The sequence below is a fragment of the Streptomyces sp. NBC_01465 genome (genome assembly GCF_036227325.1).
In the GTDB taxonomy this organism is placed as follows: domain Bacteria; phylum Actinomycetota; class Actinomycetes; order Streptomycetales; family Streptomycetaceae; genus Streptomyces.
The window spans coordinates 6021871-6046590 of the sequence record NZ_CP109467.1; the positions used below are offsets into that span (position 1 = coordinate 6021871).

The 24720-nt window shown below is 70.3% G+C and carries 23 protein-coding genes; 14 read left to right on the plus strand and 9 right to left on the minus strand.

The window, feature by feature from the left end:
* Positions 1-46: 46 nt before the first annotated feature.
* Complete coding sequence (locus OG707_RS28455; protein ID WP_329123232.1) at positions 47-1045, minus strand: aldo/keto reductase; 999 nt, start codon at positions 1043-1045, stop codon at positions 47-49.
* Between the two features lie 47 nt (positions 1046-1092).
* On the opposite strand from OG707_RS28455, the gene OG707_RS28460 reads away from it, so the two are divergent.
* From OG707_RS28460 to OG707_RS28490, 7 genes are all read left to right on the plus strand, one after another.
* Positions 1093-2031 carry a 2-hydroxyacid dehydrogenase gene (locus OG707_RS28460; protein WP_329123234.1) on the plus strand — a complete coding sequence of 313 codons (939 nt, stop codon included), beginning with the start codon at positions 1093-1095 and terminating at the stop codon, positions 2029-2031.
* Positions 2032-2351: 320 nt separating this feature from the next.
* Positions 2352-5237: a putative bifunctional diguanylate cyclase/phosphodiesterase gene (locus OG707_RS28465; protein ID WP_329128011.1), complete on the plus strand. Its 2886-nt coding sequence runs from the start codon at positions 2352-2354 to the stop codon at positions 5235-5237.
* Positions 5238-5447: 210 nt separating this feature from the next.
* Complete coding sequence (locus OG707_RS28470) at positions 5448-7295, plus strand: acetolactate synthase large subunit (protein WP_329123237.1); 1848 nt, start codon at positions 5448-5450, stop codon at positions 7293-7295.
* A gap of 31 nt (positions 7296-7326) precedes the next feature.
* Positions 7327-7854 (plus strand): acetolactate synthase small subunit, encoded by a 528-nt coding sequence (ilvN, locus tag OG707_RS28475; RefSeq protein ID WP_329123238.1) that lies wholly within the window; start codon positions 7327-7329, stop codon positions 7852-7854.
* A gap of 104 nt (positions 7855-7958) precedes the next feature.
* Positions 7959-8957: a ketol-acid reductoisomerase gene (gene ilvC / locus OG707_RS28480; protein ID WP_329123241.1), complete on the plus strand. Its 999-nt coding sequence runs from the start codon at positions 7959-7961 to the stop codon at positions 8955-8957.
* Between the two features lie 300 nt (positions 8958-9257).
* Complete coding sequence (gene serA, locus OG707_RS28485; RefSeq protein ID WP_329123243.1) at positions 9258-10850, plus strand: phosphoglycerate dehydrogenase; 1593 nt, start codon at positions 9258-9260, stop codon at positions 10848-10850.
* Positions 10851-10935: 85 nt separating this feature from the next.
* A complete protein-coding gene (locus OG707_RS28490) occupies positions 10936-11517 on the plus strand; it encodes a TetR/AcrR family transcriptional regulator (RefSeq protein ID WP_329123244.1) in 582 nt (193 codons plus the stop codon).
* 9 nt (positions 11518-11526) lie between these two features.
* Here OG707_RS28490 and OG707_RS28495 read toward each other — a convergent pair whose 3' ends face one another.
* Complete coding sequence (locus OG707_RS28495) at positions 11527-12678, minus strand: PucR family transcriptional regulator (protein WP_329123246.1); 1152 nt, start codon at positions 12676-12678, stop codon at positions 11527-11529.
* Between the two features lie 171 nt (positions 12679-12849).
* Between OG707_RS28495 and OG707_RS28500 the strand changes: the two genes are divergently transcribed.
* The 3 genes from OG707_RS28500 to OG707_RS28510 all read left to right on the plus strand — a co-directional run bounded on the left by OG707_RS28500 (position 12850) and on the right by OG707_RS28510 (position 16249).
* On the plus strand, positions 12850-13776 hold the full coding sequence (locus tag OG707_RS28500; RefSeq protein ID WP_329123249.1) for a proline dehydrogenase family protein: 927 nt from the start codon (positions 12850-12852) through the stop codon (positions 13774-13776).
* A gap of 62 nt (positions 13777-13838) precedes the next feature.
* Positions 13839-15470: an L-glutamate gamma-semialdehyde dehydrogenase gene (gene pruA / locus OG707_RS28505; protein ID WP_329123251.1), complete on the plus strand. Its 1632-nt coding sequence runs from the start codon at positions 13839-13841 to the stop codon at positions 15468-15470.
* Between the two features lie 122 nt (positions 15471-15592).
* On the plus strand, positions 15593-16249 hold the full coding sequence (locus OG707_RS28510; protein WP_329123252.1) for a DUF4291 domain-containing protein: 657 nt from the start codon (positions 15593-15595) through the stop codon (positions 16247-16249).
* Here the strand turns inward: OG707_RS28510 and OG707_RS28515 are convergent.
* Positions 16169-17584 carry an ATP-binding protein gene (locus tag OG707_RS28515; RefSeq protein WP_329123254.1) on the minus strand — a complete coding sequence of 472 codons (1416 nt, stop codon included), beginning with the start codon at positions 17582-17584 and terminating at the stop codon, positions 16169-16171. The genes OG707_RS28510 and OG707_RS28515 overlap by 81 nt on opposite strands.
* Positions 17585-17927: 343 nt before the next feature.
* Here OG707_RS28515 and OG707_RS28520 point away from each other — a divergent pair, with 343 nt between their 5' ends.
* Positions 17928-18176 (plus strand): hypothetical protein, encoded by a 249-nt coding sequence (locus OG707_RS28520; protein ID WP_329123256.1) that lies wholly within the window; start codon positions 17928-17930, stop codon positions 18174-18176.
* A 3-nt stretch (positions 18177-18179) separates the two neighbouring features.
* Here OG707_RS28520 and OG707_RS28525 read toward each other — a convergent pair whose 3' ends face one another.
* Positions 18180-19076, minus strand: a complete 897-nt coding sequence (locus OG707_RS28525) for an alpha/beta fold hydrolase (protein ID WP_329123258.1) — start codon at positions 19074-19076, stop codon at positions 18180-18182.
* Between the two features lie 79 nt (positions 19077-19155).
* Between OG707_RS28525 and OG707_RS28530 the strand changes: the two genes are divergently transcribed.
* Both OG707_RS28530 and OG707_RS28535 read left to right on the plus strand, forming a co-directional pair.
* On the plus strand, positions 19156-19668 hold the full coding sequence (locus tag OG707_RS28530) for an RNA polymerase sigma factor (RefSeq protein WP_329123260.1): 513 nt from the start codon (positions 19156-19158) through the stop codon (positions 19666-19668).
* Positions 19665-20120: a hypothetical protein gene (locus OG707_RS28535; RefSeq protein WP_329123262.1), complete on the plus strand. Its 456-nt coding sequence runs from the start codon at positions 19665-19667 to the stop codon at positions 20118-20120. Before OG707_RS28530 ends, OG707_RS28535 begins: the two co-directional genes overlap by 4 nt.
* Here the strand turns inward: OG707_RS28535 and OG707_RS28540 are convergent.
* Together OG707_RS28540 and OG707_RS28545 are read right to left on the minus strand one after the other, a co-directional pair.
* Complete coding sequence (locus OG707_RS28540; protein WP_329123264.1) at positions 20086-20967, minus strand: alpha/beta fold hydrolase; 882 nt, start codon at positions 20965-20967, stop codon at positions 20086-20088. The two genes, OG707_RS28535 and OG707_RS28540, sit on opposite strands and share 35 nt — an antisense overlap.
* 101 nt (positions 20968-21068) lie before the next feature.
* Positions 21069-21773, minus strand: a complete 705-nt coding sequence (locus OG707_RS28545) for a nitroreductase family protein (RefSeq protein WP_329123266.1) — start codon at positions 21771-21773, stop codon at positions 21069-21071.
* 22 nt (positions 21774-21795) lie between these two features.
* Between OG707_RS28545 and OG707_RS28550 the strand changes: the two genes are divergently transcribed.
* Entirely contained in the window at positions 21796-22098 is a 303-nt protein-coding gene (locus OG707_RS28550) for an NIPSNAP family protein (RefSeq protein WP_329123268.1), read from the plus strand.
* Positions 22099-22105: 7 nt separating this feature from the next.
* Here the strand turns inward: OG707_RS28550 and OG707_RS28555 are convergent, their stop codons facing one another.
* From OG707_RS28555 to OG707_RS28565, 3 genes are read right to left on the minus strand one after another with little or no spacing between them, the layout of a single operon-like run.
* Positions 22106-23302, minus strand: coding sequence for a lysophospholipid acyltransferase family protein (locus OG707_RS28555; RefSeq protein ID WP_443071414.1), 1197 nt, complete (start codon positions 23300-23302; stop codon positions 22106-22108).
* Positions 23299-24132, minus strand: a complete 834-nt coding sequence (locus OG707_RS28560; protein WP_329123270.1) for a phosphatidate cytidylyltransferase — start codon at positions 24130-24132, stop codon at positions 23299-23301. The genes OG707_RS28555 and OG707_RS28560 overlap by 4 nt, the downstream gene beginning before the upstream one ends.
* Positions 24129-24704: a CDP-alcohol phosphatidyltransferase family protein gene (locus OG707_RS28565; RefSeq protein WP_329123272.1), complete on the minus strand. Its 576-nt coding sequence runs from the start codon at positions 24702-24704 to the stop codon at positions 24129-24131. The genes OG707_RS28560 and OG707_RS28565 overlap by 4 nt, the downstream gene beginning before the upstream one ends.
* Positions 24705-24720: the final 16 nt, after the last annotated feature.

Sequence of the window (24720 nt, forward strand, 5' to 3'; positions counted from 1 at the left end):
GGCACAGCTACTTTTCATACACCGCTCGGCTGTCGAAGGTTCCCGTTCAGTCCCAGGAACCTTGCGCCGGCGGCAGCCCCGCTATCTCCGTCAGATCCGCGTCGGTCAGCACCAGCCCCGCCGCCCCTGCGTTCTCCCTCACCCACTCCTCGCGCTTGGCCCCGGGCACCGGCACCACCTGCCGCCCCCTCCCCAGCACCCAGGCGAGCGCCACCTGCGCCGGAGTCGTCTCCTCGCCGTGGCGCCGCGCGATCCGCCGCAGCCCGGCCACCACCGGCTGATTGGCCGCCATCATCTCGGCCGTGAAGCGCGGATGCCTGGCCCGTACGTCGTCCGGCTCGAAGCCCTGCCCCGGCGTCAGCCTCCCCGCCAGGAAGCCGTTCCCCAGCGGCATCGCCGCCAGAAATCCGACCCCCCGCGCCTCGCACCACGGCAGCAGCGCATCCAGCGCCTCCGGCGACCACACCGAGAGCTCCGCCTGGACCGCGCTCACCGGGAACACCTGCTGCACACGCTCGAGTTGCCGCACAGTCTGGTCGTGCAGCCGCGCGCCCGAACGCCGTGCCGCACGCGCCCCGACCGCACAGAACCCCAGCGCCCGCACCTTCCCCGCGCCCACCAGCTCCGCCATCGCACCCCAGGTCTCCTCCACCGGCACCTCGGGATCGGCCCGGTGCAGCTGATAGAGGTCGATCACATCGGTGCCGAGCCGCCGCAGCGAGGCGTCGCACGCCCTCCGTACATAACTCGGCCGCCCGTCGGCCACCACATGCTGCTCGCCCACCAGGAGCCCGCACTTGGTGGAGACGAAGGCGTCCGCCCGCCGCTCCTTGAGCACCCGGCCCAGGAGCAGTTCATTGGTGAACGGGCCGTACATGTCGGCCGTGTCCAGCAGCGAGGAACCTGCGTCCAGCGCGGTGTGCACGGCCCGCAGCGAACGGCTCCCGCTCTGCTCGGATCCGCTGTAGGCCCAGCTCATCGGCATGCATCCGAGCCCGATCGCGCCCACTTCGAGCGCCGCCGCCCCGATTGTCCTGCGCTCCACCTGGCCGCATCCTCCCTGTTCCCGGCCACCAAACTAACCTCCTGACCATGACTGCTGATGTGTGGCTCCCCATCCCGCCCGACGAGATCCAGGGCCTTCCCGACAACCTCACCTACCGCTTCTGGGACGGCGGCCCCAACTACCCGGGCGATCCGGCGGACTGCGCCTTCTACGTCGTCCCTTACATGAAGCGCCGTCCGGTAAAGATCGGGCCGCTGGTGGATCTGCCGAACCTCAAGGTGATCCAGACCCTCACCGCCGGAGTGGACGACATCCTGTCCGTGCTCGGCGAGTTGCCGCCGGGCATCCAGCTCTGCAACGCACGCGGAGTGCACGAGGCCAGCACGGCCGAGATGGCGCTCACGCTGACCCTCGCCTCGCTGCGCGGCATCCCCGAGTTCGTACGAGGACAGCAGAAGGAGCAGTGGCAGTCGGTCTTCCGGCCCGCGCTCGCCGACCGGTCCGTGCTGATCGTCGGGTACGGGGCGATCGGGGCCGCGATCGAGGACCGGCTCGTGCCCTTCGAGTGTGCGCGGGTGGCGCGCGTCGCGCGCTCCGCACGTGACACCGCGCGCGGCCCCGTGCACCCGATTTCCGCGCTGCCCGAACTCCTCCCGGACGCCGACGTGGTGATCCTCTCCACTCCGCTCACCGCGGAGACCGAAGGACTGGCGGACGCCGACTTCCTGGCCCGGATGAAGGACGGTGCGCTGCTGGTCAACGTGGCCCGCGGTCCTGTGGTCGACACCAAGGCGCTGCTCGCCGAACTGACGAGTGGTCGGATCACTGCGGCCCTGGACGTCACCGACCCGGAACCGCTCCCCGCGGGCCATCCGCTCTGGCAGGCGCCCGGAGTGCTGATCAGCCCGCACGTGGGCGGCCCCACCTCGGCCTTCCTGCCGCGCGCCAAGCGGCTGCTGGCGGCCCAGCTCACCCGTTACGCCGCCGCCGAACCCCTCGAAAACGTCGTCCTGACCACCCCATAGGCACGCTCCGCAGGCGCCCGGATGCACCGGGTGCCCGCATCGCCCCTGGTCGTCACGGAGAGTAGAGGAACTATGTCCCTGAGTGACGAGACTGGTGTATCGTCCCGAACGGGGGCTGCGCCGCGCAAGCCGCGGTGCGGGGGAGCGTACAGACACTGAGGGGGGCGACGGGCGATGCACGGCCAATGGACGAAACATCCGACGCGGCAGGTCCGCCGACGACGACCCTGGCACGCACCGACGCACAGACCTGGCTCATGCACCGAGACGACGCAGACGACACGGACCACCCCGGAGAAGACAACGACCGGGACGGACCGGTGAGCGCCCAGGGAGCGCTGCTCTCACGGTCGCCGGTCACCGGCGGTCCGTCCGCGCTGCTCTCCCAACTCCTCCTCGCCCTGGTGTGCGGAGGCTATGCCACCGGCGCGGCATTCGGCTGGGGCTCACCCGAAATGGCCCTGGTCATGGGCGACTTCGGGCTCGCCGTCGCGGCCGCACTCGCCTCCGTCTCCTGCTTCGTCTACGCACGTACGCACGAGACCCGTTTTCGGCCCGCCTGGCTGCTCTTCGCCTTCTCGTCCGCGATGGCCGCCTGCGGCAACACCGTCTGGGGCTGGTACGAGGTCGTCCTGCGCGAACCGGTGCCCAGTCCCTCGCTCGCCGACCTCTTCTTCCTCTGCTTCGCCCCGCCCGCCATCGTCGGACTGCTCGTCCTCGCCAAACGCCCCGTCACCCGCGCCGGCTGGGTCTGTCTGGCACTGGACTCCTGGCTCATCGGCGGCTCGCTGCTGACACTCTCCTGGAGCCTGGCCCTCGCGCACACCGCGCATCTGGAGGGCCGGCACGAGAGCGTGGCGCACGCGGCCCTGTCGCTCGCCTATCCGCTCCTGGACATCGTGCTGGTCTCGATGGTCCTGGCCCTGCACTTCCGCAGGTCGAACGCCAACCGCTCGGCGATCAACACCGCCATCGCGGCCCTCGCCCTGACCGTGCTCTCCGACGCCCTGTTCACCTCGCCGCTGCTGCGCGACAACTACCGCTCGGGCCAGCTCCTGGACGCCGGGTGGTTCGCCGGTTCGCTGCTCCTGGCGTACGCACCCTGGGGCGCCCGCCGCGCATCACGGCCCCTCCCGCACGTCACGGTGCGTGAGGAGCACGCCCCCGCCCTGCCGGGCCTCCGCAACGCCAGCCGCCCCATTGCCAGTTCGCTGGCCGCCCTCACCCCGTACCTCGCGGCCGCGGTCTGCACCCTGGGCATCCTCTACAACGTGGTCGAAGGCCGCCGGGTGGACCGGTTCGTCGTCTTCACCGGCTGCACGGTGGTGCTCGCCCTGGTCGTACGGCAGGGCATCATGCTCGTCGACAACATCGCCCTCACCCATGAACTGGCGCAGAAGGAGAACCACTTCCGCTCCCTGGTGCAGGGCTCCAGCGACGTCATCATGATCGCCGCCCCCACCGGCGTCCTGCGGTACGTCTCCCCGGCCGCCTCCGGGGTCTACGGCCGGGACGCCGAGGACCTCATCGGCTCCGAGCTCGCCTCGCTCATCCACCCCGAGGACCTGGGGCTCGTGGTCCACGAAGTACGCCGTTTTCTGGCCACCTCGCCCGCGCAGGAGCCCACGACCCGGATCGAATGCCGCTTCCGCTCCGGTACGGGGGACTGGCTCAACGTCGAGTCCACCGTCAAGCGCCACCAGGGCGGCCTGATCTTCAACAGCCGCGACGTCACCGAACGGGTGCGCCTGCAGGCCCAGTTGCAGCACAACGCCGAGCACGACCCGCTCACCGACCTGCCCAACCGCGCCCTGTTCACCCAGCGCGTGCGCAAGGCGCTCAGCGGCCGCAGAGTGACCGATCACGGCACGGCGGTGCTCTTCATCGACCTCGACGGCTTCAAGGCGGTGAACGACACCATCGGCCACCAAGCCGGCGACGAGCTGCTGATCCAGGCCGCCCGCCGCCTCCAGGACTCGGTACGGGTGGCCGACACCGCGGCGCGCCTCGGCGGTGACGAGTTCGCCGCCCTGATCCTGGGCGACGGCGGCCGCGACCACGCGGCCCGCGAGTACCAGGTCCACGAGATCGCCGACCGGCTGCGCCTCACCCTCTCCCAGCCGTACCGCATCGAGGGCAGCGAGGTACGGGTCGCCGCCTCCATCGGCGTCGCCTTCGCCGAGCCGGGCATCACCCCGACCGACCTGATGCGCAACGCGGACCTCGCCATGTACCGCGCCAAGGCGGGCGGCAAGGACCGCGTCGAGCTCTACGCCCCGCAGATGCAGGCCGACGTCGTACGGCGCACGGAGCTGGCCGCCCGGCTGCGGACGGCCCTGCACGACGGGGAGTTCGCCCTGTTGCACCAGCCGGTGGTCAGCCTCACCACGGGCAGGATCACCGCCGTCGCCGCCCAGGCCCGCTGGCGTTCGGCCCAGGGGATCCTGTTCACCCCGGCCGAATTCCTGCGCGTACAGGAGACGGGGGAGTCCGAGGCGGGCGCCCGTACGGCCGAGCTCGGGCGGTGGCTGCTAGAAGAGGCCGTGGAGCAGGCCGCCGAGAGGTCCGCCGCGGGCCACGAGGCGCCCGTGGCGGTCAGGATCTCCGCGCGCAGACTGCTGGACAAGTCCATGCCGCTCGGCTCGATCGAAGCGCTGCTGACCCGGCACGGGCTGCCCTCGGGGGCCCTGGTCGTGGAGATCTCCGACAGCGACCCACGGGTCCCCTTCGAGGACCTGGAGCGGCGGCTGATGGCGCTGCGCAGGCTCGGCGTACGCATCGCGCTGGACGGATTCGGCAGCGGTTACGCCGCCATCAACGCACTGCGCCGACTGCCCATCGACGTACTGAAACTGGACCGCGGTCTGGTCGAGGGCGTCGTCGAATCGGCCAGACTGCACAAGATCACCAGCGGTCTGCTGAGGATCGCCTGCGACCTCGGCATGCAGTCCGTGGCCGACGGCGTGGACGTCCCCGAACAGGTCATCGCCCTGCGCGCGATGGGCTGTACGCACGGGCAGGGGATGGCCTTCTCCGGGCCGCTGGACGAGTACCGGCTGCGGCGCGCGCTGTCCCGCGGGGACTTCCCCGTCCCCGGCTCACCGGGCGGCAACGGACGGCCCGTACTGCTGGGGACCCATCCGAGTCACCCCTCCGTTCATCCCTTCGTGCGCTCAAATAATGAGACGCCCGTCCCACCCACTTGACAGTCACTACGCGCCGGGGGGAGGGTCAATGCCATGCGCACCCGAATTCTCGTACTTGGAAAGCGCGTCGGCTGAAGCAGGGCTCCTCACCAGCTCTGCAGACCGCACCGGCGCGCTCCCCTCGCTTGCCTCACGGCACGGGGGGTTTTTTGTTGCACTGGCACTTCCCAAACCCTCGCAAATCCCTCAGCTTCGAGAAGAGAAACGCTGATGACCGAGCAGGCCACCGGGGCCCACCATCCGCAACCGCGGGCCCGTAACGGCGGACAGCACTCCGCCGCCGTCGAGCACGTCACGGGTGCGCAGTCCCTCATCCGTTCCCTCGAAGAGGTCGGCGCCGACACGGTATTCGGCATCCCCGGCGGAGCGATCCTCCCGGCGTACGACCCGATGATGGACTCCACCCGGGTCCGCCACATCCTCGTCCGCCACGAGCAGGGCGCGGGCCACGCGGCCACCGGTTACGCCCAGGCCACCGGCAAGGTCGGCGTCTGCATGGCCACTTCGGGCCCCGGCGCCACCAACCTGGTCACCCCGATCGCCGACGCCCACATGGACTCCGTCCCGATCGTCGCGATCACCGGCCAGGTGGCCGCGGCATCCATCGGTACGGACGCCTTCCAGGAGGCGGACATCTGCGGCATCACGATGCCGATCACCAAGCACAACTTCCTGGTCACCAAGGCCGAGGACATCCCGCACACCATCGCCGAGGCCTTCCACATCGCCTCGACCGGCCGCCCGGGCCCCGTCCTCGTCGACATCGCCAAGGACGCCCTGCAGGCGAAGACCACGTTCTCCTGGCCGCCGCAGATGGACCTGCCGGGCTACCGCCCGGTGACCAAGCCGCACGCCAAGCAGATCCGTGAGGCCGCCAAGCTCATCACCCAGGCCAAGCGCCCGGTGCTGTACGTGGGCGGCGGCGTCATGAAGGCCGGCGCGACCGCCGAACTGAAGGTCCTGGCCGAGCTCACCGGAGCGCCCGTCACCACCACCCTGATGGCGCTCGGCTCCTTCCCCGACAGCCACCCGCTGCACGTGGGAATGCCCGGCATGCACGGTGCGGTCACCGCCGTCACCGCGCTGCAGAAGGCCGACCTCCTGATCGCGCTCGGCACCCGCTTCGACGACCGCGTCACCGGCAAGCTGGACAGCTTCGCCCCCTTCGCGAAGATCATCCACGCGGACATCGACCCGGCCGAGATCGGCAAGAACCGCGAGGTCGACGTCCCGATCGTGGGCGACGCTCGCGAGGTCATCGCCGACCTGGTCCAGGCCGTCCAGGCCGAGCACACCGAGGGCCACGTGGGCGACTACACCGCCTGGTGGAAGGACCTCAACCGCTGGCGCGACACCTACCCGCTGGGCTACGACCTGCCCGCGGACGGCACGCTCTCCCCGCAGCAGGTCATCGAGCGCATCGGCCAGGCAGCCCCCGAGGGCACGATCTTCGCGGCGGGCGTCGGCCAGCACCAGATGTGGGCCTCGCACTTCATCCAGTACGAGCAGCCCGCGACCTGGCTCAACTCCGGCGGCGCAGGCACGATGGGGTACGCGGTCCCGGCCGCCATGGGCGCCAAGGCGGGCATGCCCGAGCGCACCGTCTGGGCGATCGACGGCGACGGCTGCTTCCAGATGACCAACCAGGAACTGACCACCTGCGCGCTCAACAACATCCCGATCAAGGTCGCCATCATCAACAACGGCGCACTCGGGATGGTCCGCCAGTGGCAGACCCTCTTCTACAACCAGCGCTACTCCAACACCGTGCTGCACAACGGCGAGGGCGAGGGCGGTGCCAACACCGGCACCCGCGTCCCCGACTTCGTGAAGCTCTCCGAGGCCATGGGCTGCGTGGCCCTGCGCTGCGAGCGCCCCGAGGACCTCGACAAGGTCATCGCCGAGGCCAACGCCATCAACGACCGCCCCGTCGTGGTGGACTTCATCGTCCACGAGGACGCCATGGTCTGGCCGATGGTGGCCGCCGGAACGTCCAACGACGAGGTCATGGCCGCCCGCGGCGTCCGCCCCGACTTCGGCGACAACGAAGACGACTGAGCGAAGAGCCGAGAGAGAGACCGAGACTCACATGTCCAGCAAGCACACGCTCTCCGTCCTGGTCGAGAACACGCCCGGCATCCTCGCCCGGATCGCCGCCCTGTTCTCCCGTCGGGGTTTCAACATCGACTCGCTCGCCGTGGGCGTCACCGAGCACCCCGACATCTCCCGGATCACCATCGTGGTCGGTGTCGAGGAACTGCCCCTCGAGCAGGTGACCAAGCAGCTCAACAAGCTGGTCAACGTCCTGAAGATCGTCGAACTCGAGCCCAGCGCTGCGATCCAGCGCGAGCTCGTTCTGGTCAAGGTCCGCGCCGACAACGAGACGCGTTCCCAGATCACCGAGATCGTCCAGCTGTTCCGCGCCAAGACCGTCGACGTCTCCCCGGAGGCCGTGACCATCGAGGCCACGGGCGGCGCCGACAAGCTGGAGGCGATGCTCAAGATGCTGGAGCAGTACGGCATCAAGGAGCTCGTCCAGTCCGGGACGATCGCCATAGGGCGCGGCGCCCGGTCCATCACGGACCGCTCCCTGCGGGCGCTCGACCGCAGCGCCTGAGCACTGCGTTCTGAGACCCGCGTCCGGATTCCGGACCCTCAACCCTTCCCTGCCCCCGCCCGCCGTACGGTGGGTGCACCACCTGCACACAAGGAGATATCCCAGTGGCCGAGCTGTTCTACGACGACGATGCCGACCTGTCCATCATCCAGGGCCGCAAGGTCGCGGTCATCGGCTACGGCAGCCAGGGCCACGCCCACGCGCTGTCGCTGCGTGACTCGGGTGTCGACGTCCGCGTCGGTCTCCACGAGGGCTCCAAGTCCAAGGCGAAGGCCGAGGAGCAGGGCCTGCGCGTGGTGACGCCGTCCGAGGCCGCCGCCGAGGCCGACGTCATCATGATCCTGGTCCCGGACCCGCTGCAGGCCCAGGTCTACGAGGAGTCCATCAAGGACAACCTCAAGGACGGCGACGCGCTGTTCTTCGGCCACGGCCTGAACATCCGCTTCGACTTCATCAAGCCGCCGGCCAACGTCGACGTCTGCATGGTCGCCCCGAAGGGCCCGGGTCACCTCGTCCGCCGTCAGTACGAAGAGGGCCGCGGCGTTCCGTGCATCGTGGCCGTCGAGCAGGACCCGACGGGCAACGGCCTGGCGCTGGCCCTGAGTTACGCGAAGGGCATCGGCGGCACGCGCGCCGGCGTCATCAAGACGACCTTCACCGAGGAGACCGAGACCGACCTCTTCGGCGAGCAGGCCGTTCTCTGCGGTGGCACCGCGGCGCTCGTCAAGGCGGGCTTCGAGACGCTGACCGAGGCCGGCTACCAGCCGGAGATCGCGTACTTCGAGTGCCTCCACGAGCTGAAGCTCATCGTCGACCTCATGTACGAGGGCGGCCTGGAGAAGATGCGCTGGTCGATCTCCGAGACCGCCGAGTGGGGCGACTACGTCACCGGCCCGCGCATCATCACCGAGCAGACCAAGGTGGAGATGAAGAAGGTCCTGGCCGAGATCCAGGACGGCACCTTCGCCCGCGAGTGGATGGCCGAGTACCACGGCGGTCTGAAGAAGTACAACGAGTACAAGACCGCGGACTCCGAGCACCTCCTGGAGACCACCGGCAAGGAGCTCCGCAAGCTCATGAGCTGGGTCAACGAAGAGGCGTAAGCACCATGGCCGTTCCGGCGGGTCCACGAGGGCCCGCCGGAACGGCGCATCCGGGCTCGCACACCGGCGGATCGGAGCATTCACGCTCCGGCGGCGCACCCCGGCTCGCACGCCTGTACAGCTCGTCCACCCTCGTGAGGGTGATCCTTCCGCAGGGGCGTAATCGCCGCCCCCGCACAGCACTAGACTGCACACCACATTCGCGTCAGGCCCACAGCGTCGTGCGTCTTCCACGCGGTAGCCCCTCCACCGCCTGCGGCCGTCGGGACGGCCGTCCGCACTGGACTTGTGAGGACTCACGTGAGCTCGAAACCTGTCGTACTCATCGCTGAAGAGCTGTCGCCCGCCACTGTCGACGCCCTGGGCCCGGACTTCGAGATCCGGCACTGCAACGGCGCGGACCGCGCCGAACTGCTGCCCGCCATCGCCGACGTCGACGCGATTCTCGTACGTTCCGCCACCAAGGTCGACGCCGAGGCCATCGCCGCCGCCAAGAAGCTGCGCGTCGTCGCCCGTGCCGGTGTCGGCCTCGACAACGTCGACGTCTCCGCCGCCACCAAGGCCGGCGTGATGGTGGTCAACGCCCCGACCTCCAACATCGTCACCGCCGCCGAGCTCGCCTGCGGTCTGCTCATCGCCACCGCCCGCAACATCCCCCAGGGCAGCCAGGCGCTGAAGAACGGCGAGTGGAAGCGCTCCAAGTACACCGGCGTCGAGCTCGCCGAGAAGACCCTCGGTGTCGTCGGCCTCGGCCGCATCGGCGCGCTGGTCGCGCAGCGCATGTCGGCGTTCGGCATGAAGGTCGTCGCGTACGACCCCTACGTACAGCCCGCGCGCGCCGCCCAGATGGGCGTCAAGGTCCTCACCCTCGACGAGCTGCTCGAGGTCTCGGACTTCATCACCGTCCACCTCCCCAAGACCCCCGAGACGCTCGGTCTCATCGGCGACGAGGCGCTCCACAAGGTCAAGCCGACCGTGCGGATCGTCAACGCCGCGCGCGGTGGGATCGTCGACGAGGAGGCGCTGTTCACCGCCCTCAAGGAGGGCCGTGTCGCGGGCGCCGGTCTGGACGTGTACGCGAAGGAGCCCTGCACGGACTCCCCGCTCTTCCAGTTCGACCAGGTCGTCTGCACCCCGCACCTCGGCGCCTCGACCGACGAGGCCCAGGAGAAGGCCGGCATCGCCGTCGCCCGCTCCGTGCGCCTCGCGCTCGCCGGTGAGCTCGTGCCCGACGCGGTCAACGTCCAGGGCGGCGTCATCGCCGAGGACGTGAAGCCGGGTCTGCCGCTCGCCGAGCGCCTCGGCCGGATCTTCACCGCGCTCGCGGGCGAGGTCGCGGCCCGTCTCGACGTCGAGGTGTACGGCGAGATCACCCAGCACGACGTCAAGGTGCTCGAACTCTCCGCGCTCAAGGGCGTGTTCGAGGACGTCGTCGACGAGACGGTCTCCTATGTCAACGCCCCGCTCTTCGCGCAGGAGCGCGGTGTCGAGGTCCGGCTGACGACCAGCTCGGAGTCCCCGGACCACCGCAACGTCGTCACCGTCCGCGGCACGCTCTCCAGCGGCGAGGAGGTCTCGGTCTCCGGCACGCTCGCGGGTCCCAAGCACCTCCAGAAGATCGTCGCGATCGGCGAGTACGACGTGGACCTGGCGCTCGCCGACCACATGGTCGTCCTGCGGTACGCGGACCGTCCCGGCGTCGTCGGTGCGGTCGGCAAGATCCTCGGTGAGGCCGGTCTCAACATCGCCGGTATGCAGGTCGCGCGTGCCGACGCCGGCGGCGAGGCGCTCGCCGTGCTGACCGTCGACGACACCGTCCCGCAGCCGGTCCTGACCGAGCTGGCGGCGGAGATCGGCGCGGCCTCGGCCCGTTCGGTCAACCTCGCCGACTGACGCGACCCCGCTTCAGCACGCCGCGTACCCGGTTTCGTAGACGCCTGTCTTACACAAGCGTCTGCGGGCCGGGTACGCTGCTGTCATGGGACATCGCGAAGATCTGCTCGAAGGCGCCAAGCGCTGCCTGCTGGAGAAGGGGTTCGCGCGGACGACGGCGCGCGACATCGTCAAGGAGTCGGGGACGAACCTGGCGTCCATCGGCTACCACTACGGCTCGAAGGACGTGCTGCTCGCGCAGGCGTACATCGGGCTGGTCGAGGAGAACTCCGAGGCCTTCGACCGGGGCGGCGAGCTGACCACCCCCGCGGGCTCGCTGGAACGCTTCCACGAGGTGCTGACGAACGTCATCGAGACCATGGGCAAGCCCGGCTCCATCTGGCATCTGGGCATGGAGCTGATGATCGTCGGTGACAAGATGCCCGCCGCGCGGGACTTCGTCGGCAAGGCCCAGCGCGAGGGCGGGCGTGGCGTCATCCCCATCTTCATGGGCGGCGAGGAGCCGCCGGCCGACGACCCCCGGGTCGACACCCTCGGCAAGTTCTACATGACGCTCATCTCCGGGATCATCGCGGAGTACATGCTCGACCCGGACACGGCGCCGACGGCCGACGAACTCACCGAAGGCATGCGCCAGTTGATCGCAGCGACCGCCCTCAAGGACTAGAGCGGCCCGCTAGAGCCGCGCCGCCTTCAGCGCCATGTGCAGCAGCAGCCGGTCCTCGCCCTCGTCGAGGTCGAGATCCGTCAGCTGCTCGATGCGCGACAGCCGGTAGTAGAGCGTCTGGCGGTGGATGCCCAGTGCCGCCGCCGTCCGTCCCGCCTGGCCCGCATGGTCGAGGAACACCTCGGCGGTGTGGGCCAGTTCGGTGTGGACGGGCGTCAGCAGATCGCGGACGGCCGGATCCCGGTGCACCCCTTCGGGGAGCGCGGTGAGCATCCGGTACGGACCGATCGACGCCCACTGCGCCACCGGACCGAGACCCGGGCGGGCCGCCGCAGCCCGGGCCGCGGCGACCGCCTCGCGCCAGCTCTCCGCCAGCTCGGCCAGACCCCGCCGGGGTCCCGACACCCCCGCGGTCGCCCCCGGACCTGCGTCGGTGAGCAGCCGGCCGGCCGCGGTCAGGGCCGGGGCGGGGGTGTCCGCGGAACGCAGCCGGACCAGTACGGCCACCGCCCGGCCGCCGGCGGACGTCAGCGGAACCTCGCAGGCCGCGGCCGCCGCCGGGATGCTCCGTACGCCCGGAGGCCCGTCCGCCGACCAGGGAGTGAGCGCCACCACGGCGTGCAGCCCGGTGGCGTCCGGGCCCAGCGCGGCGGCGAGCGCGGACACCGCCATGTCGCGCTGCCAGCCCCGTTCGGCGGTCAGGACCGCCGCGAACTCCCGTGACAGGTCCGCCCCCGCCTGCGCCTCCTGCGACAGCAGCGTGCCGATCCGGGCCGCCACCTCCATGGCCGCCGTCAGCTGCTCGGGGGTCGGGCCCGGGTCGCCGTCGAGCAGCCACACGTAGCCCAGGACCACGCCCCGATGGCGTACGGGAAGACAGATCCGCCCCCGGAACACGCCCGCGTCGGGCGCCGCCGGGATACGGACCGGGCCCGTGGCGCGGGCGATGCCGAACCCCTCGAACCAGTCCCGTACGGCCACGGTCGACTTCCGGGTCAGGATCGATCGCGTACGGACCGGGTCCATCGCCGTCTCGTCGAAACCGCTCTCCCCGTCGTGCGCACCGAAGGCGATCAGCCCGAAATCCCGGTTCTCCAGCGTCGCCGGAGCGCCGAGCAGCGCCGAGATCTCGTCGGCCAGGTCCTGGTAATCACCCTTCACTCCGGCATTCTCGCACCCCTTCAGACATATGTCTGAAGGGCGGGCCACGAATGCGTGACAGCTGTCGATGGCAGAGGATCGGAGAGATCCATAGGTTTCACGGTGGTTGTCCGTGCCGTACCCGCAGCGACGGGTAGGTGCCCCCTGCTACCCCTTTCCTTGGAGGTGCCCGTGCTGGGTCCCGTGATCCTCGCCGCGTCGCGCAGCGACAAGATGCGCCGCTTCATCTCGGCGGCCCCCGGTACCAAGCAGGTCGTGGCCCGCTTCATCCCCGGTGAGCGCGTCGACGAGGTCGTCCAGGTCGTCCTCGACGCCACGGACAAGGGTCTCGAGGTCACCCTCGACGTCGTGGGTGAGGACATCACCACCCCCGAGCAGTCCCACGCGGCGCGCGACGCCTACCTGGAACTCATCGACCGCCTCAAGGACCTGGGCCTCGGCACCAGGGCCGAGATGTCCATCAAGCTGTCGATGTTCGGCCAAGCCCTTGAGGGCGGCCACGAGCTGGCGCTCGCCAACGTCCGCCCGGTCGTCGAGGCCGCCGCCGCGATCGGCACCACCGTCACCCTGGACGCCGAGGACCACACCACCCTCGACTCGATGTTCGCCATCCACGAGGAGCTGCGGAAGACGTTCCCGCAGACCGGATGCGTCATCCAGGCCTACCTCTTCCGTACGGAGGACGACGCGCGCCGCCTCGCCGCGAACGGCAGCCGGGTCCGCATCGTGAAGGGCGCCTACAAGGAGCCCGCGTCGGTCGCGTACCAGGAGAAGCCCGAGATCGACAAGGCGTACGTCCGGATCGTCAAGATCCTCATGGCGGGCGACGGCTACCCGATGATCGGCTCCCACGACCCCCGCCTCATCGCCGTCAGCCAGGAGCTGGCGCGGCGCGCGGGGCGCAAGCTGGACGAGTACGAGTTCCAGATGCTGTACGGGATCCGCAGCGAGGAGCACTTCCGGCTCGCGGCCGAGGGCCACCGGATGCGCGTGTACACCGCCTACGGGACCGACTGGTACGGATACTTCATGCGGCGCCTCGCGGAGAAGCCGGCCAACCTGCTCTTCTTCGCGCGCTCCGTTCTCACCAAGAGCTGATCCGGGGGCCGAGCCCTCCCACCCTCTTCCTCCCCTTCCTCACCAAAGGAGTTCAGGAACTCATGGACGCCGTAACCCAGGTCCCCGCCCCCGTCAACGAGCCGGTCCGCTCGTACGCCCCCGGCTCCCCGGAGCGCGCGCGTCTGGAGGCCAAGCTCAAGGAGCTGGCCGAGAACCCCATCGACCTGCCGATGACGATCAACGGTGAGAAGCGGATGGGCGGCGGCGCGAGCTTCACCGTCGTACAGCCGCACAACCACAAGGCCGTCCTCGGTACGTCGGCCCACGCGACGCAGGCCGACGCGCAGGACGCGATCGACGCTGCCCTCGCCGCGGCTCCGGCCTGGCGTGCGATGTCCTTCGACGATCGCGCCGCGATCATCCTGCGTGCGGCGGAGCTGCTGTCCGGGCCGTGGCGCGAGACGCTCGCCGCCTCGACGATGCTCGGCCAGTCGAAGACCGCCCAGCAGGCCGAGATCGACACCCCGTGCGAGCTCGTCGACTTCTGGCGCTTCAACGTCGCCTACGCCCGTGACCTGCTCGCCGAGCAGCCCCCGGCGAACTCCCCGGGTGTCTGGAACCGTCTGGACCACCGCCCGCTCGAGGGCTTCGTCTACGCGATCACCCCCTTCAACTTCACCGCGATCGCGGGCAACCTGCCGACCGCGCCCGCCCTCATGGGCAACGTGGTGGTCTGGAAGCCGTCCCCCACCCAGACCCACGCCGCGGTCCTGCTCATGCAGCTCCTGGAGGAGGCCGGCCTCCCCAAGGGCGTCATCAACCTCGTCACGGGCGACGGCATCGCGGTCTCCGAGGTCGCGCTGAACCACCGCGACCTGGCGGGCATCCACTTCACCGGCTCGACCCCGACCTTCCAGTACCTGTGGAAGACGGTCGGCGAGAACATCACGAAGTACCGCACCTACCCGCGCCTCGTCGGCGAGACGGGCGGCAAGGACTTCGTGGTCGCGCACCCGAGCGCGGACCGTGCGGTGCTGAAGACGGCGCTGACGCGCGGCTCGTTCGAGTACCAGGGCCAGAAGTGCTCGGCGTCCTCGCGCGCCTACGTCCCGGCGTCGATCTGGAACGACGGCTTCAAGGAGGCCTTCGCGGCCGAGGTCGACGGCATCACGATGGGCGACGTCACCGACCTGTCGAACTTCATCGGCGCGGTCATCGACGAGCGCTCCTTCGCCAAGAACAAGGCGGCGATCGACCGGGCGGCGGCCGACCCGACCTGCACGATCGTCGCGGGCGGCACGTACGACGACTCGGTGGGCTACTTCGTGCGCCCGACGGTCATCGCGTGCACGGACCCGACGAACGAGGTCTTCACGACGGAGTACTTCGGCCCGATCCTCGCGATCCACGTCTACGAGGACGCGAACTACGACGCCATGCTCGACCAGATGGAGTCGGCCTCGGACTACGCCCTCACGGGCGCGGTGATCTCCAACGACCGTGCGGCGGCGGCGTACACGATGGAGAAGCTCCGCTACGCGGCGGGCAACTTCTACATCAACGACAAGTCGACGGGCGCGGTCGTCGGCCAGCAGCCCTTCGGCGGCGGCCGCGCCTCGGGCACCAACGACAAGGCGGGCGCCCCCCAGAACCTCCAGCGCTGGACCCTCACCCGGGCCATCAAGGAGACCCTGGTCCCGCCGACGGACTACACGTACCCCCACCAGGGCTGATCCCGGCCCCCTGAACCCCGCCCCCGCCCGGCACCCCCAACGCCGGGAGGGGGCGGTTTCATGTCCGGGGGCATGTGGAATTCGGTGGCGCGGGCGGCGTACGGGGCCGCAGGCTGACGCACATGTCAGAACAGAACCGCGAGATCCGCGCGCTGCACACGGCGTCGACGATCACCGTCTACCAGGCGTACGGCCCGCACATCGGCCTCCCCGCGGCGCGCGACGGCCGCTTTCCGGCGGCGTGGAAGCGGGACCGGATGACGTGGATCAAACCGTCGTTCCTGTGGATGATGTACCGCTGCGGCTGGGCCGAGAAGGAGGGCCAGGAGACGGTGCTGGCGGTGGAGATCGCCAGGGAGGGCTTCGACTGGGCGCTGCGGAACGCGTGTCTCTCGCACTACGAGCGGGGCACGCACCCCGACCGTGTGTCCTGGCAACGGGACTTGAAGCGCGCCCCGGCGCGGGTGCAGTGGGACCCGGAACGGGACCTGCACCTGCGCCAAATGCCCTATCGGTCACTCCAGTTGGGCTTGACGGGGGAGGCGGCGCGACGGTACGCGGACGAGTGGACGGTGTCGATCACCGACGTGACTCCGTTGGCGCGGCGTATCAGGGAGCTGGTGCGGGCGGGGGACGAGGCGGGGGCGGCGGGACTGTTGCCGGCGGAGCGGCCGTATCCGGGGGAGGGCGGTCGGCTCTCACGCCCGGCGCCAGGCGCCGAGCAGTTCCTCCGGTCCGTACGCGCCCTGGAGTCCGGCGCAGGAGACACCGGCGCGTGACGCTGCCACCAGCGGAACCGGATCGTCGGTGACGGCGGCGCGGTGCTTGTGGAGTGCGGCAAGGTCGTGGGCGTCGAAGGAGCTGTTCTCCAGCCACTTGACCGAGCCGAGGAAGAGCAGCTTCTTGGCGACCGGTTCCCGGTCGGCCCCGACGATGTCGATCTCGACGTCATTGCTGCGGGTCCAGTAGCCACCGACGGCCGGCGCGGCCGGAAGTTCGCCGTCGGGGAGGAGACGTGCGAGCGATTCGCGGATGAGCGGCTCGACGGCCCGGCCTCGCCAGCTGGTCCAGCCCTGCTTGATCCGGGAAAGAGTCAGGTCGCCGCGCATGCGCTCGATCTCCGGCATGTGCGGTTCCAGGAAGGCCAGCCAGAAACGGAGACAGGGGTCCGCGATGCGATAACGGCGTTCCTTGGACGGACGGGTGGAGATCGGGAGCTCGGCTGCGACAACGCGCTTGTCGACCAGGAGGTCCGTGGCCCGGGAGAGGGTGGTGTGGGCAATGCCCCCGGCCGCGCGGGCGACGTTGGTGAACGTGCGCTCACCGCTTCCGATCGCGCGCAGCACTTCGCGTGCCATGGCCTGGGTGGGGAATTCGGCGGCGAGTGAGCGCTCCGCGGAGACGAGAAGCGCGGAGATCGGGTTGGAGAGGGAGGCGTCCAGGAACTCCCAGACATCCGCACCCTTTCGCCATTCGGCACAGATCAGCGGCAGCCCTCCCGTAAGAAGCGCCGCATCGAATGCGGTGGCGGGATCGAGATCAAGCATCTCGGCCACGTCGGCCGGAGTGAGCGGGCCGACGACCATCTCCGTACCGCGCTGGTGGAAGGGCCGTTCGTAACTGTTCAGCGCCTCCATCATCGACAGGTCGGAGCCAACGAGCAGCAGGAGAACGGGTTTCCGGCTCAGGTGCCGGTCCCAGGCGCGTTGAAGCGTGCCCTCGAAGGCGTCGACACGGTCCATCAGATAGGGGACTTCGTCGATGACGAGCACACTGGGGGAGTCGTCGGGGAGGACTTGTGCGAGCAGCCGGAAAGCGGCGTTCCAGTTGTTGGGGGCCGCTTCGAGGAGCAGTTCGCGGTCGGGGAGGGTGGAGACGGAAGCGGCGTCGAGCAGCTCCGCGAGTTCCGCTTCGGCGCTGCCGCCACCTGCGGTGAAGAAGAGCTGTGGGACGCCGGCCTGGTGCAGGAATTCCTCCACGAGGCTCGACTTCCCGATACGCCGACGGCCACGCATGAGGATGCACTGCCCGGGGTGGCCGGAGGAAGTACGTACGCGATCGAGGGCGCCGTGGAGGGTGCGGAGCTCCGCCTTACGGCCGACGAAATGGGTCATGTGGCTCTCCCGGGGCAGCGCGTATGGCTGACGCAGATACTATCTCTAGAGATAGTATCTGCACCGCTAGTAATCTGCCCGCCGCTGAATCCGGTGGCACGCTCACCAGGCTCCGGGGGGAGTGACTGTGCTCTATCCGTACGTGGGGCCGGCTGATCTGCTCGCGGCCGTCGCGCCGGGCTCCCTGGGGTTTGCGGTCGAAGCTGGTGAAGTCCTCGGGGAACTGGAGTGCGCCGAGCCCTTCACCTTTGTTGTCGACGCGGAGGGCATTTTGCGACTGGCGCCTCGGCGAAGTGAGCACGTTGCCTGTGCCGGTGGCCGGTCTGTGCTCAGCGCCGGGGAGATGTCGTTCGTGCGGGACGCGCACGGGCGGTGGTCGGTGTCGGAGGTGACCAATCAGTCGACCGGGTACTGCCCGGATGCCTCCTCGTGGCCCGCTGTCGCGGCGGCTCTGGAGCGGGCCGGGATCGGGCATCCCGGTGGGTTCACCCATGAGTTCGTCTTCCGGTGGTGTCCGGAGTGTGCGGAGCTCAACGTGGTGCGGGAGCGTGTCTTCGTGTGTGCGCTGTGCGACGCGGAGTTGGAGCCGTAGCGGTCAGGGCTTCGTGATGTTGCGGGCGAGGAAGTCCCTTATCAGGGTGGCGATTTCCGGGGCGTGGGTCTCCAGGGCGAAGTGGCCCGTGGGGAGCAGGTGGATCTCTGCCTTCGGGAGGTCACGGCGGAAGGCCTCCGCTCCTGCCGGGATGAACACCTCGTCGTGCCGGCCCCAGGTTGCCAGGAGCGGGATCTGGCTCGTGCGGAAGTACTCCTGGAATGCCGGGTAGAGCTCGAAGTTGGCGCCGTAGTCCGCGATCAGGTCCAGCTGGATCTCGCGCTGGCCTTCGCGGGCCATCAGTGCCGCGTCGTGGTGCCAGGCGTCCGGGTTGAGGAGCCGGGTGTACTCGGGCGGGACTCCGTTTGTGTACTGCCACTTGATGCCGTCGAGCGTGCTGATCTCGCTTACCGCTGCCTCCGTTTCCGGGGTGCGGTTCGCTATCAGGGCCCGGACCGGGGCCCATGCCTCTGCGCCCAGGCCCTCGGTGTACGCGTTGCCGTTCTGCGTGATGATCGCCGTGATGCGCTCGGGGTGCGTCAGGGCCAGGCGGAGGCCGATCGGGGCGCCGTAGTCCTGGATGTAGAGCGCGAAGCGCGTGAGGTTCAGGTGGGTGGTGAACTTCGCTGTGAGCGCTGCCAGTTCGGCGAACGTGTACGGGAAGTCCTTCGCCGGCGGGGTTGCCGAGTGGCCGAAGCCCAGGTGGTCGGGGGCGATCACGCGGTAGCGGTCGGCCAGGCGCGGGATCAGGTCGCGGAACATGTACGAGCTGGTCGGGAAGCCGTGCAGGAGCAGGAGCACCGGGGCGTCCGCCGGGCCTGCCTCGCGGTAGAAGATCTCGTGGCCCTCGACTGTCACCGTGCGGTGGTGGATTCGCTGTTCTGTCTCTGTCTCTGTCATGGGGTGAGTTGACCACGTGGCTCTCTAACCTGTCAATGCACTTTTAAAGGTTAGGTGGGGGAGTTGTAGGTTGGGTGCGATGGATGAGCCCGCGCTTCCCTGGGACGTCGCCGCCCCGCTCGTGCGCGCGGCCCAGCGCGGCGATGCCCTGGCCATGGATGATCTGCTGGAACTTGTTACGCCATACGTCCGGCGGCTGTGCGCCCCCATCGCCCCGCGCGACACCGCCGATGCCGTGCAGGAGGCGCTGATCGCGGTCTTTCGTGGGTTGCGGGGCGTGCGTGATCCGCAGGCGTTCTATGGGTGGGTGCGGACCGTGACCGTGCGGGAGGCCGTTCGTGTGGCCCGGCGTGGCGCGGGTGAGGTTGCGCTGGGGGATGAGGAGGCCGCGCGGGTGAGCGGTGAACTGGGCGTTGAAGTGCGGGACTTGCTCTCCCGGATGTCCGTGCAGCATCGCGCTGTGCTCGTGTTGCGGGAGGTTGAAGGGCTTGATGAGCGGGGCATCGCCGCTGTTCTCGGCGTACCGGAGGGGACCGTCAAGTCGCGGCTGCACCGGGCCCGTTCGGCGTTCAGGAAGGCGTGGGTGCGATGAGTGACGTGGATGCCGTCGGGCGGCTGCGGGTGGTGGCCGCCGGGTTGCGGGCGCCGCTCTTTGCCGAGGCTCGGATCGGGCTTCCCTTCGAGCGTGTGTGGGGTGTGGTTGCGGATCTCGAGGGGGAGCTGCCTCATCTGATCTCCTTCGTACGGGAGTTCCGCGTCGCCGCCGGCGACAGCGAGCGCAAGGCCGCCGTCGCCGTGGACGTCGTGGGGCTGCGTGGGGACTTCGACGTACGGCTTGCTCCTGGGTGGTGTCTGATGCAGTCGCGCCTCGTGACCATGGGGATGGCGGCCGTGGCGGACGGCGACGGGACGCTGTTCGCCGTGTGCGGGGCGCTGCGGCCCGCCGCCCTCGGGCCCGTCCAGCGCGCCTACCGGCGGATGCTCGGGGCGCGCCGGGCCCGGGCCTTCTTCAGTGAGGTGGAGCGGCGGGCCGCGCTGCGGTGAGTCTGCGCAGGGCTGCCGCTACGACTTCCGGGTGTTCCTCCGGGAGGTGGCCGCCCGCTCCGGGGATGGTCTCCACGGTCAAGTCGTCCGCGTTCGGGGCTCCTTGGAGGAGGGTCGGCGGGATCACCGGGTCCAGCTCGCCGCCCAGCACCACGGTGGGGACCTTCAGGCGGGTGCGGCGGTGCGTGCCGCGGAAGCCTGCCGGGATGTCGCGCAGGACGTACTGCCAGAACAGGGACTGGCCCGCGTGGGCCGAGGTTTGCGTTGCCTCGGCGAATTCCTTCAGGTCGGACTCGTTCCAGACCGTCGTGGGGTCGGGCGCCGCCCGGCGCAGCAAGTAGCGCGTGAAGCGCGGGCAGTGGCGCAGCACCAGGCGGCCCAGCAGCGGATATTCGATCGGCGCCGTGAACCACATCCGCCAGAGGTTCGGCAGGACGTGGCGGTGCTCGGTCCAGGGGTGCGTCATGTTCAGGGCGACGTACGCGGAGATGCGGTCGGAGTGCTGTGCGCAGAGGCGGAAGCCCACCCCCGCACCCCAGTTGTGCGCGATCAGCGCGGTCCGCTCCAGGCCGAGCGAGTCCAGGAGGGCGAGGATGTCGCCGGCCAGGGTGTCCGTGTCGTAGCCACGCTTCGGCTGCTCCGACCAGCCGAAGCCGCGCAGGTCCACGCAGATCAGCCGGTGGTCGGGGGAGAGAAGCGGGACGAGCTTCCGCCAGGCGTACCAGTGCTGGGGGAAGCCGTGGAGGAGGACCACGGGGGTGCCGGCGAGTGGGCCGAACTCGGCTGTGTGGAGGCTGACTTCGCCCGACTGGACCCAGCTGTGCCGGGCTCCATCCGCGTGGGGCATGGGGCGTTCGCTGACGGGTGGCATGGGATTCCCTTCGCCGGACGGTGTTCTCGCACCGCCAGGAGTCGTGCCGTCCGGCGAAGGTTCCCTCGGGTTTTCTGTCAGATCTCGATCAGTACTTGGTCGAGGGATTTCCGTACGAGGCCCGGGACTTGGCAGTCCTGTGCGGGGTAGCCCACCGGGATCACCGCGAACGCCTTCTCGTTCTCCGGACGGCCCAGCACCTCGCGCAGGAAGCGCATCGGGCTCGGCGTGTGCGTGAGGGCGAAGAGGCCCGCGAGGTGGAGGGCGGTCAGGAGCATGCCGACCGCGATGCCGACCGACTCGTCGACGTAGTAGTGCTTGTGCTTCGTGCCGTCCTCGCCCAGCCAGTAGCGCTGCTGGAAGACGACGATCAGCGCCGGGGCGTCCGTGAGGTGGGTCTTGACCGCGTCCGTGCCCAGCGGGCGCAGGGCGGCGAGCCACTCCTCGCCGAGCCTGCCGTCGTAGGAGATCTGCTCCTCCTGCTCGGCGGCCTCGCGGATCCTTGCGCGTACGGCCGGATCCTTGACCAGGACGAACGTCCACGGCTGCTGGTGCGCTCCGGAGGGTGCGGTCGACGCGCAGGCGATCGCGTCGCGGACCGCCTGCTCGGGGACGGGGTCCGGGGAGAACTGGCGTACCGTCCTCCGCTCGTCCATCCGCTCCCTCAACTCCCTTGCGCGGGCGAGGGATTCGGCGGCCGGTATGCGCGCGGGGTGGTACGGAACCGGCCGGTAGGGGTCGCCGTGGGTGGGCGTCCACTCATGTGCTGTCGTCGGTGACATGGCCGCAGCCTAGGCTGGGGCCATGATCACTGTGCACCTTAAGTACGAGATCGATCCCGACCGGATCGAGGATTTCGAGGAGTACGGGCGCCGCTGGGTCGGCCTCGTCAACCGCTTCGGCGGCACCCACCACGGCTACTTCCTGCCCAGCGAGGGCGACAGCGACATCGCCTACGCGCTGTTCTCGTTCCCCAGCCTCGCGCTGTACGAGCAGTACCGCACCGACAGCATGTCCGACCCCGAGTGCCAGGAGGCCTTCGAGCTGGCGCGCAGCACGCAGTGCATCAGGCGGTACGAGCGGAGGTTCCTGCGGCCCCTGCAGTGAGCGCGGCTCAGCTCCAGCCCGCCACGATCAGCCCCAGGCCCGTGGCGAAGCCGGCGCCCAGGAGCAGCAGATACCGGCCGTAGAGGCGGCGGAAGCGGCGCATCAGGAGTCCGAAGGCGGCGCAGAGCAGGCCGACGGCGAGGGTGCGCGTGCCGCGCGCTTTCGCCGCTGCCGGGAGCCAGTCGGAGGCCGGGATCCCGGTGCGGCCCGCCTCCGCCGCGTACACCTTGAACGGGATGCCGTTCCACGGCTGGTGGCGGATGGCGGAGGCCGATTCGAGGGTGAGCTCCTGGCGAACCTCCGCGTGCATACGGGCCGTCGTGAGCGGGGCGGGCAAGTGCGCGCCGGACGCGGCCAGTTGGAGCGCGAGGAGGCTGCCCGCCAGGCTTCCCGCGAGCGCGGTGACGGAGAGTTTCAGGGCCCTGCGCGGGACCGCCACGCACACGACCGCGAGCAGCAGCTCCGGCATCAGCGGCCAGCTCAGCGCCTCCGCGAACGCCCAGGCGAACGCGATCGGGAGCGCCCAGCGGGAGGTGACCACCGCCGCCACCCGGCGGCGCGTCCGCGAGTCGGCGAGCGGCTCGGACTTCGTACGGGCGGTCAGCGCCGCCACCGCGTCGCGCGCCTCGTCCGGTGTGGCGGAGGAGGGGAGCGGGGCGCCGATCCTGACCCGTACGAAGGAGTGGCGCAGCCGGCCGTGCTTGGGCAGGAGGCGGTCCGTGCCACCGATGCCGACCGGGACGAGGGGCACCCCGGCCCTCTCCGCGAGCAGCAGCGCACCCCGGTGGAAGGAGCCCACCTCCCCGTCACGGCCGCGCGTGCCCTCCGGGAAGAGGACCACCGCGCGGCCCGACCGCAGGTGGTCCGTCATCGCGAAGAGGTCGTCCAGGCCGCCGCCCGTACGGCGTACGGGGAATCCGGCGGCCAGCCGCGAGCAGAGGCGGCTGCGCCACGGGGACGCGAACCAGTAGTCGGCCGCGGCCCCGATCGCGGGCGCGTGCCGGGCGTCGAGGGCGGCCAGGAGGGCGGCCGTGTCGGCGTGCGAGGAGTGGTTCGCGACCACCACGCAGCCCCCGCGCGGGAGACGGCCGCGCCGCTCGACCCCGCCCGTGAGAGTGAGGGCGAGCATCCACAGGGCCCGGCGCAGGAACGCGGGCAGGCGGTGGGGGTGGGCGGGTTTGGTCCGTACGAGAGCCGTTGTCACAGCGTCACCGCCATCGCGAGGAGCAGGGCCACCAGGAGGGAGTCGATCCGGTCGAGCAGGCCGCCGAAGCCGGGCAGCCAGCTGCCCGCGTCCTTCACGCCCGTCTCGCGCTTGACCATCGATTCGACGAGATCGCCGCAGACGCAGCCGAGCAGCACCGCCGCCCAGAGGAGGGGAGTGAAGGCGCCGACTGCCCACAGGGCAAGGGCAGTTGCTGCAGCCGCGCCGACGACGCCCGCCCAGGTCTTGTTCGGGGAGAGCGGGGAGAGGCGGCGCGCGAGGGGGCCGCTGCGGCCCAGTGCCGTACCGCCGCACCAGGCACCTACGTCCCCGAGCGCGACTCCGAGGCCTACCGCGATCGCCGTGTGGTGGCCGAGTGCCACAAGTCCCGTCAGGGCGACGGGAATCCAGAGGAGGGCGAAGAGGGTGCGGGCCGTGCGGGTGAAGCCGTGCTCGCTGTCGCCGGAGAGGAGAGAGGGCAGGGCGGCCGCCAGGAGGAGCAGGGCCGCCGTACGGAGATCGAGGACGCCGGGGGCCTGCCAGGCCAGTACGGGAAGGGCGACCGCGCCGGCGGCGAGCACCGCGAAGTCGGTGCGGGGCTGGCCCGTCATCCGTACGTACTCCGCCGCCGCGATCACCCCGAGCGCCGCCGCGAGCGCGAACGCCCCGGCCCCGCCCAGATACAGCGCCCCCAGATACACCGGGGCCGCCAGTGCCCACGTCCGCCAGCGCCGCCGCAGCTCCGCCCGCATCCGGACCTTCGCGGGCAGCGACGCGACCGCGACCCCGCTCACGCCGAGCGTGCCCGCGACCACCACGACGGCGCTCATCGGTCCAACTCCCGCCACAGACGGGCCAGTCGGAGCACCGCGGTGAGCGCCGAGCCCGCCGCTACGACGGCGAGGACCGGGACCGCCCAGCCCGTGGCCGCCGCGATGACGACCAGGAGGCAGCGCTCCGTCTTGCCGACCGGGCCGCCGTTCAGGCGCGGGGCGCCTGCCGCCGCGCCCGCGAGGGAGACCCAGGAGGGGAGCGTCGCGGCGAAGGCCGCGGCCGCCACCAGCCAGAGCGGGGCGAGAGCGAGGAAACCCGCGATCACGATCAAGTCGGCCGCGCGGTCGCCGAGTTCATTGAGGAGCGCGCCGCGCCGGGTGGTGCGCCCGGTGTCGCGGGCGAGAGCCCCGTCGAGGTTGGCGAAGGCGAGCCGGGCCGCGAGGAGGACGGCGACCGGGAGGGCCGCGTACGGGACGGGCAGCCAGGCGAGCGAGGCTGCCGCGCCGGACGCGCAGACCACTCCCGCGGCGGTGAGCGTGTCCGGGGACACCTCACGGCGGGCGAGCGCTCCGCGGACCCCGGAGAGGCGGGCCGCGTACCAGGGCTTCAGGGCGTAGAGGCCGTTCATGGGTGCCACTCTGCTG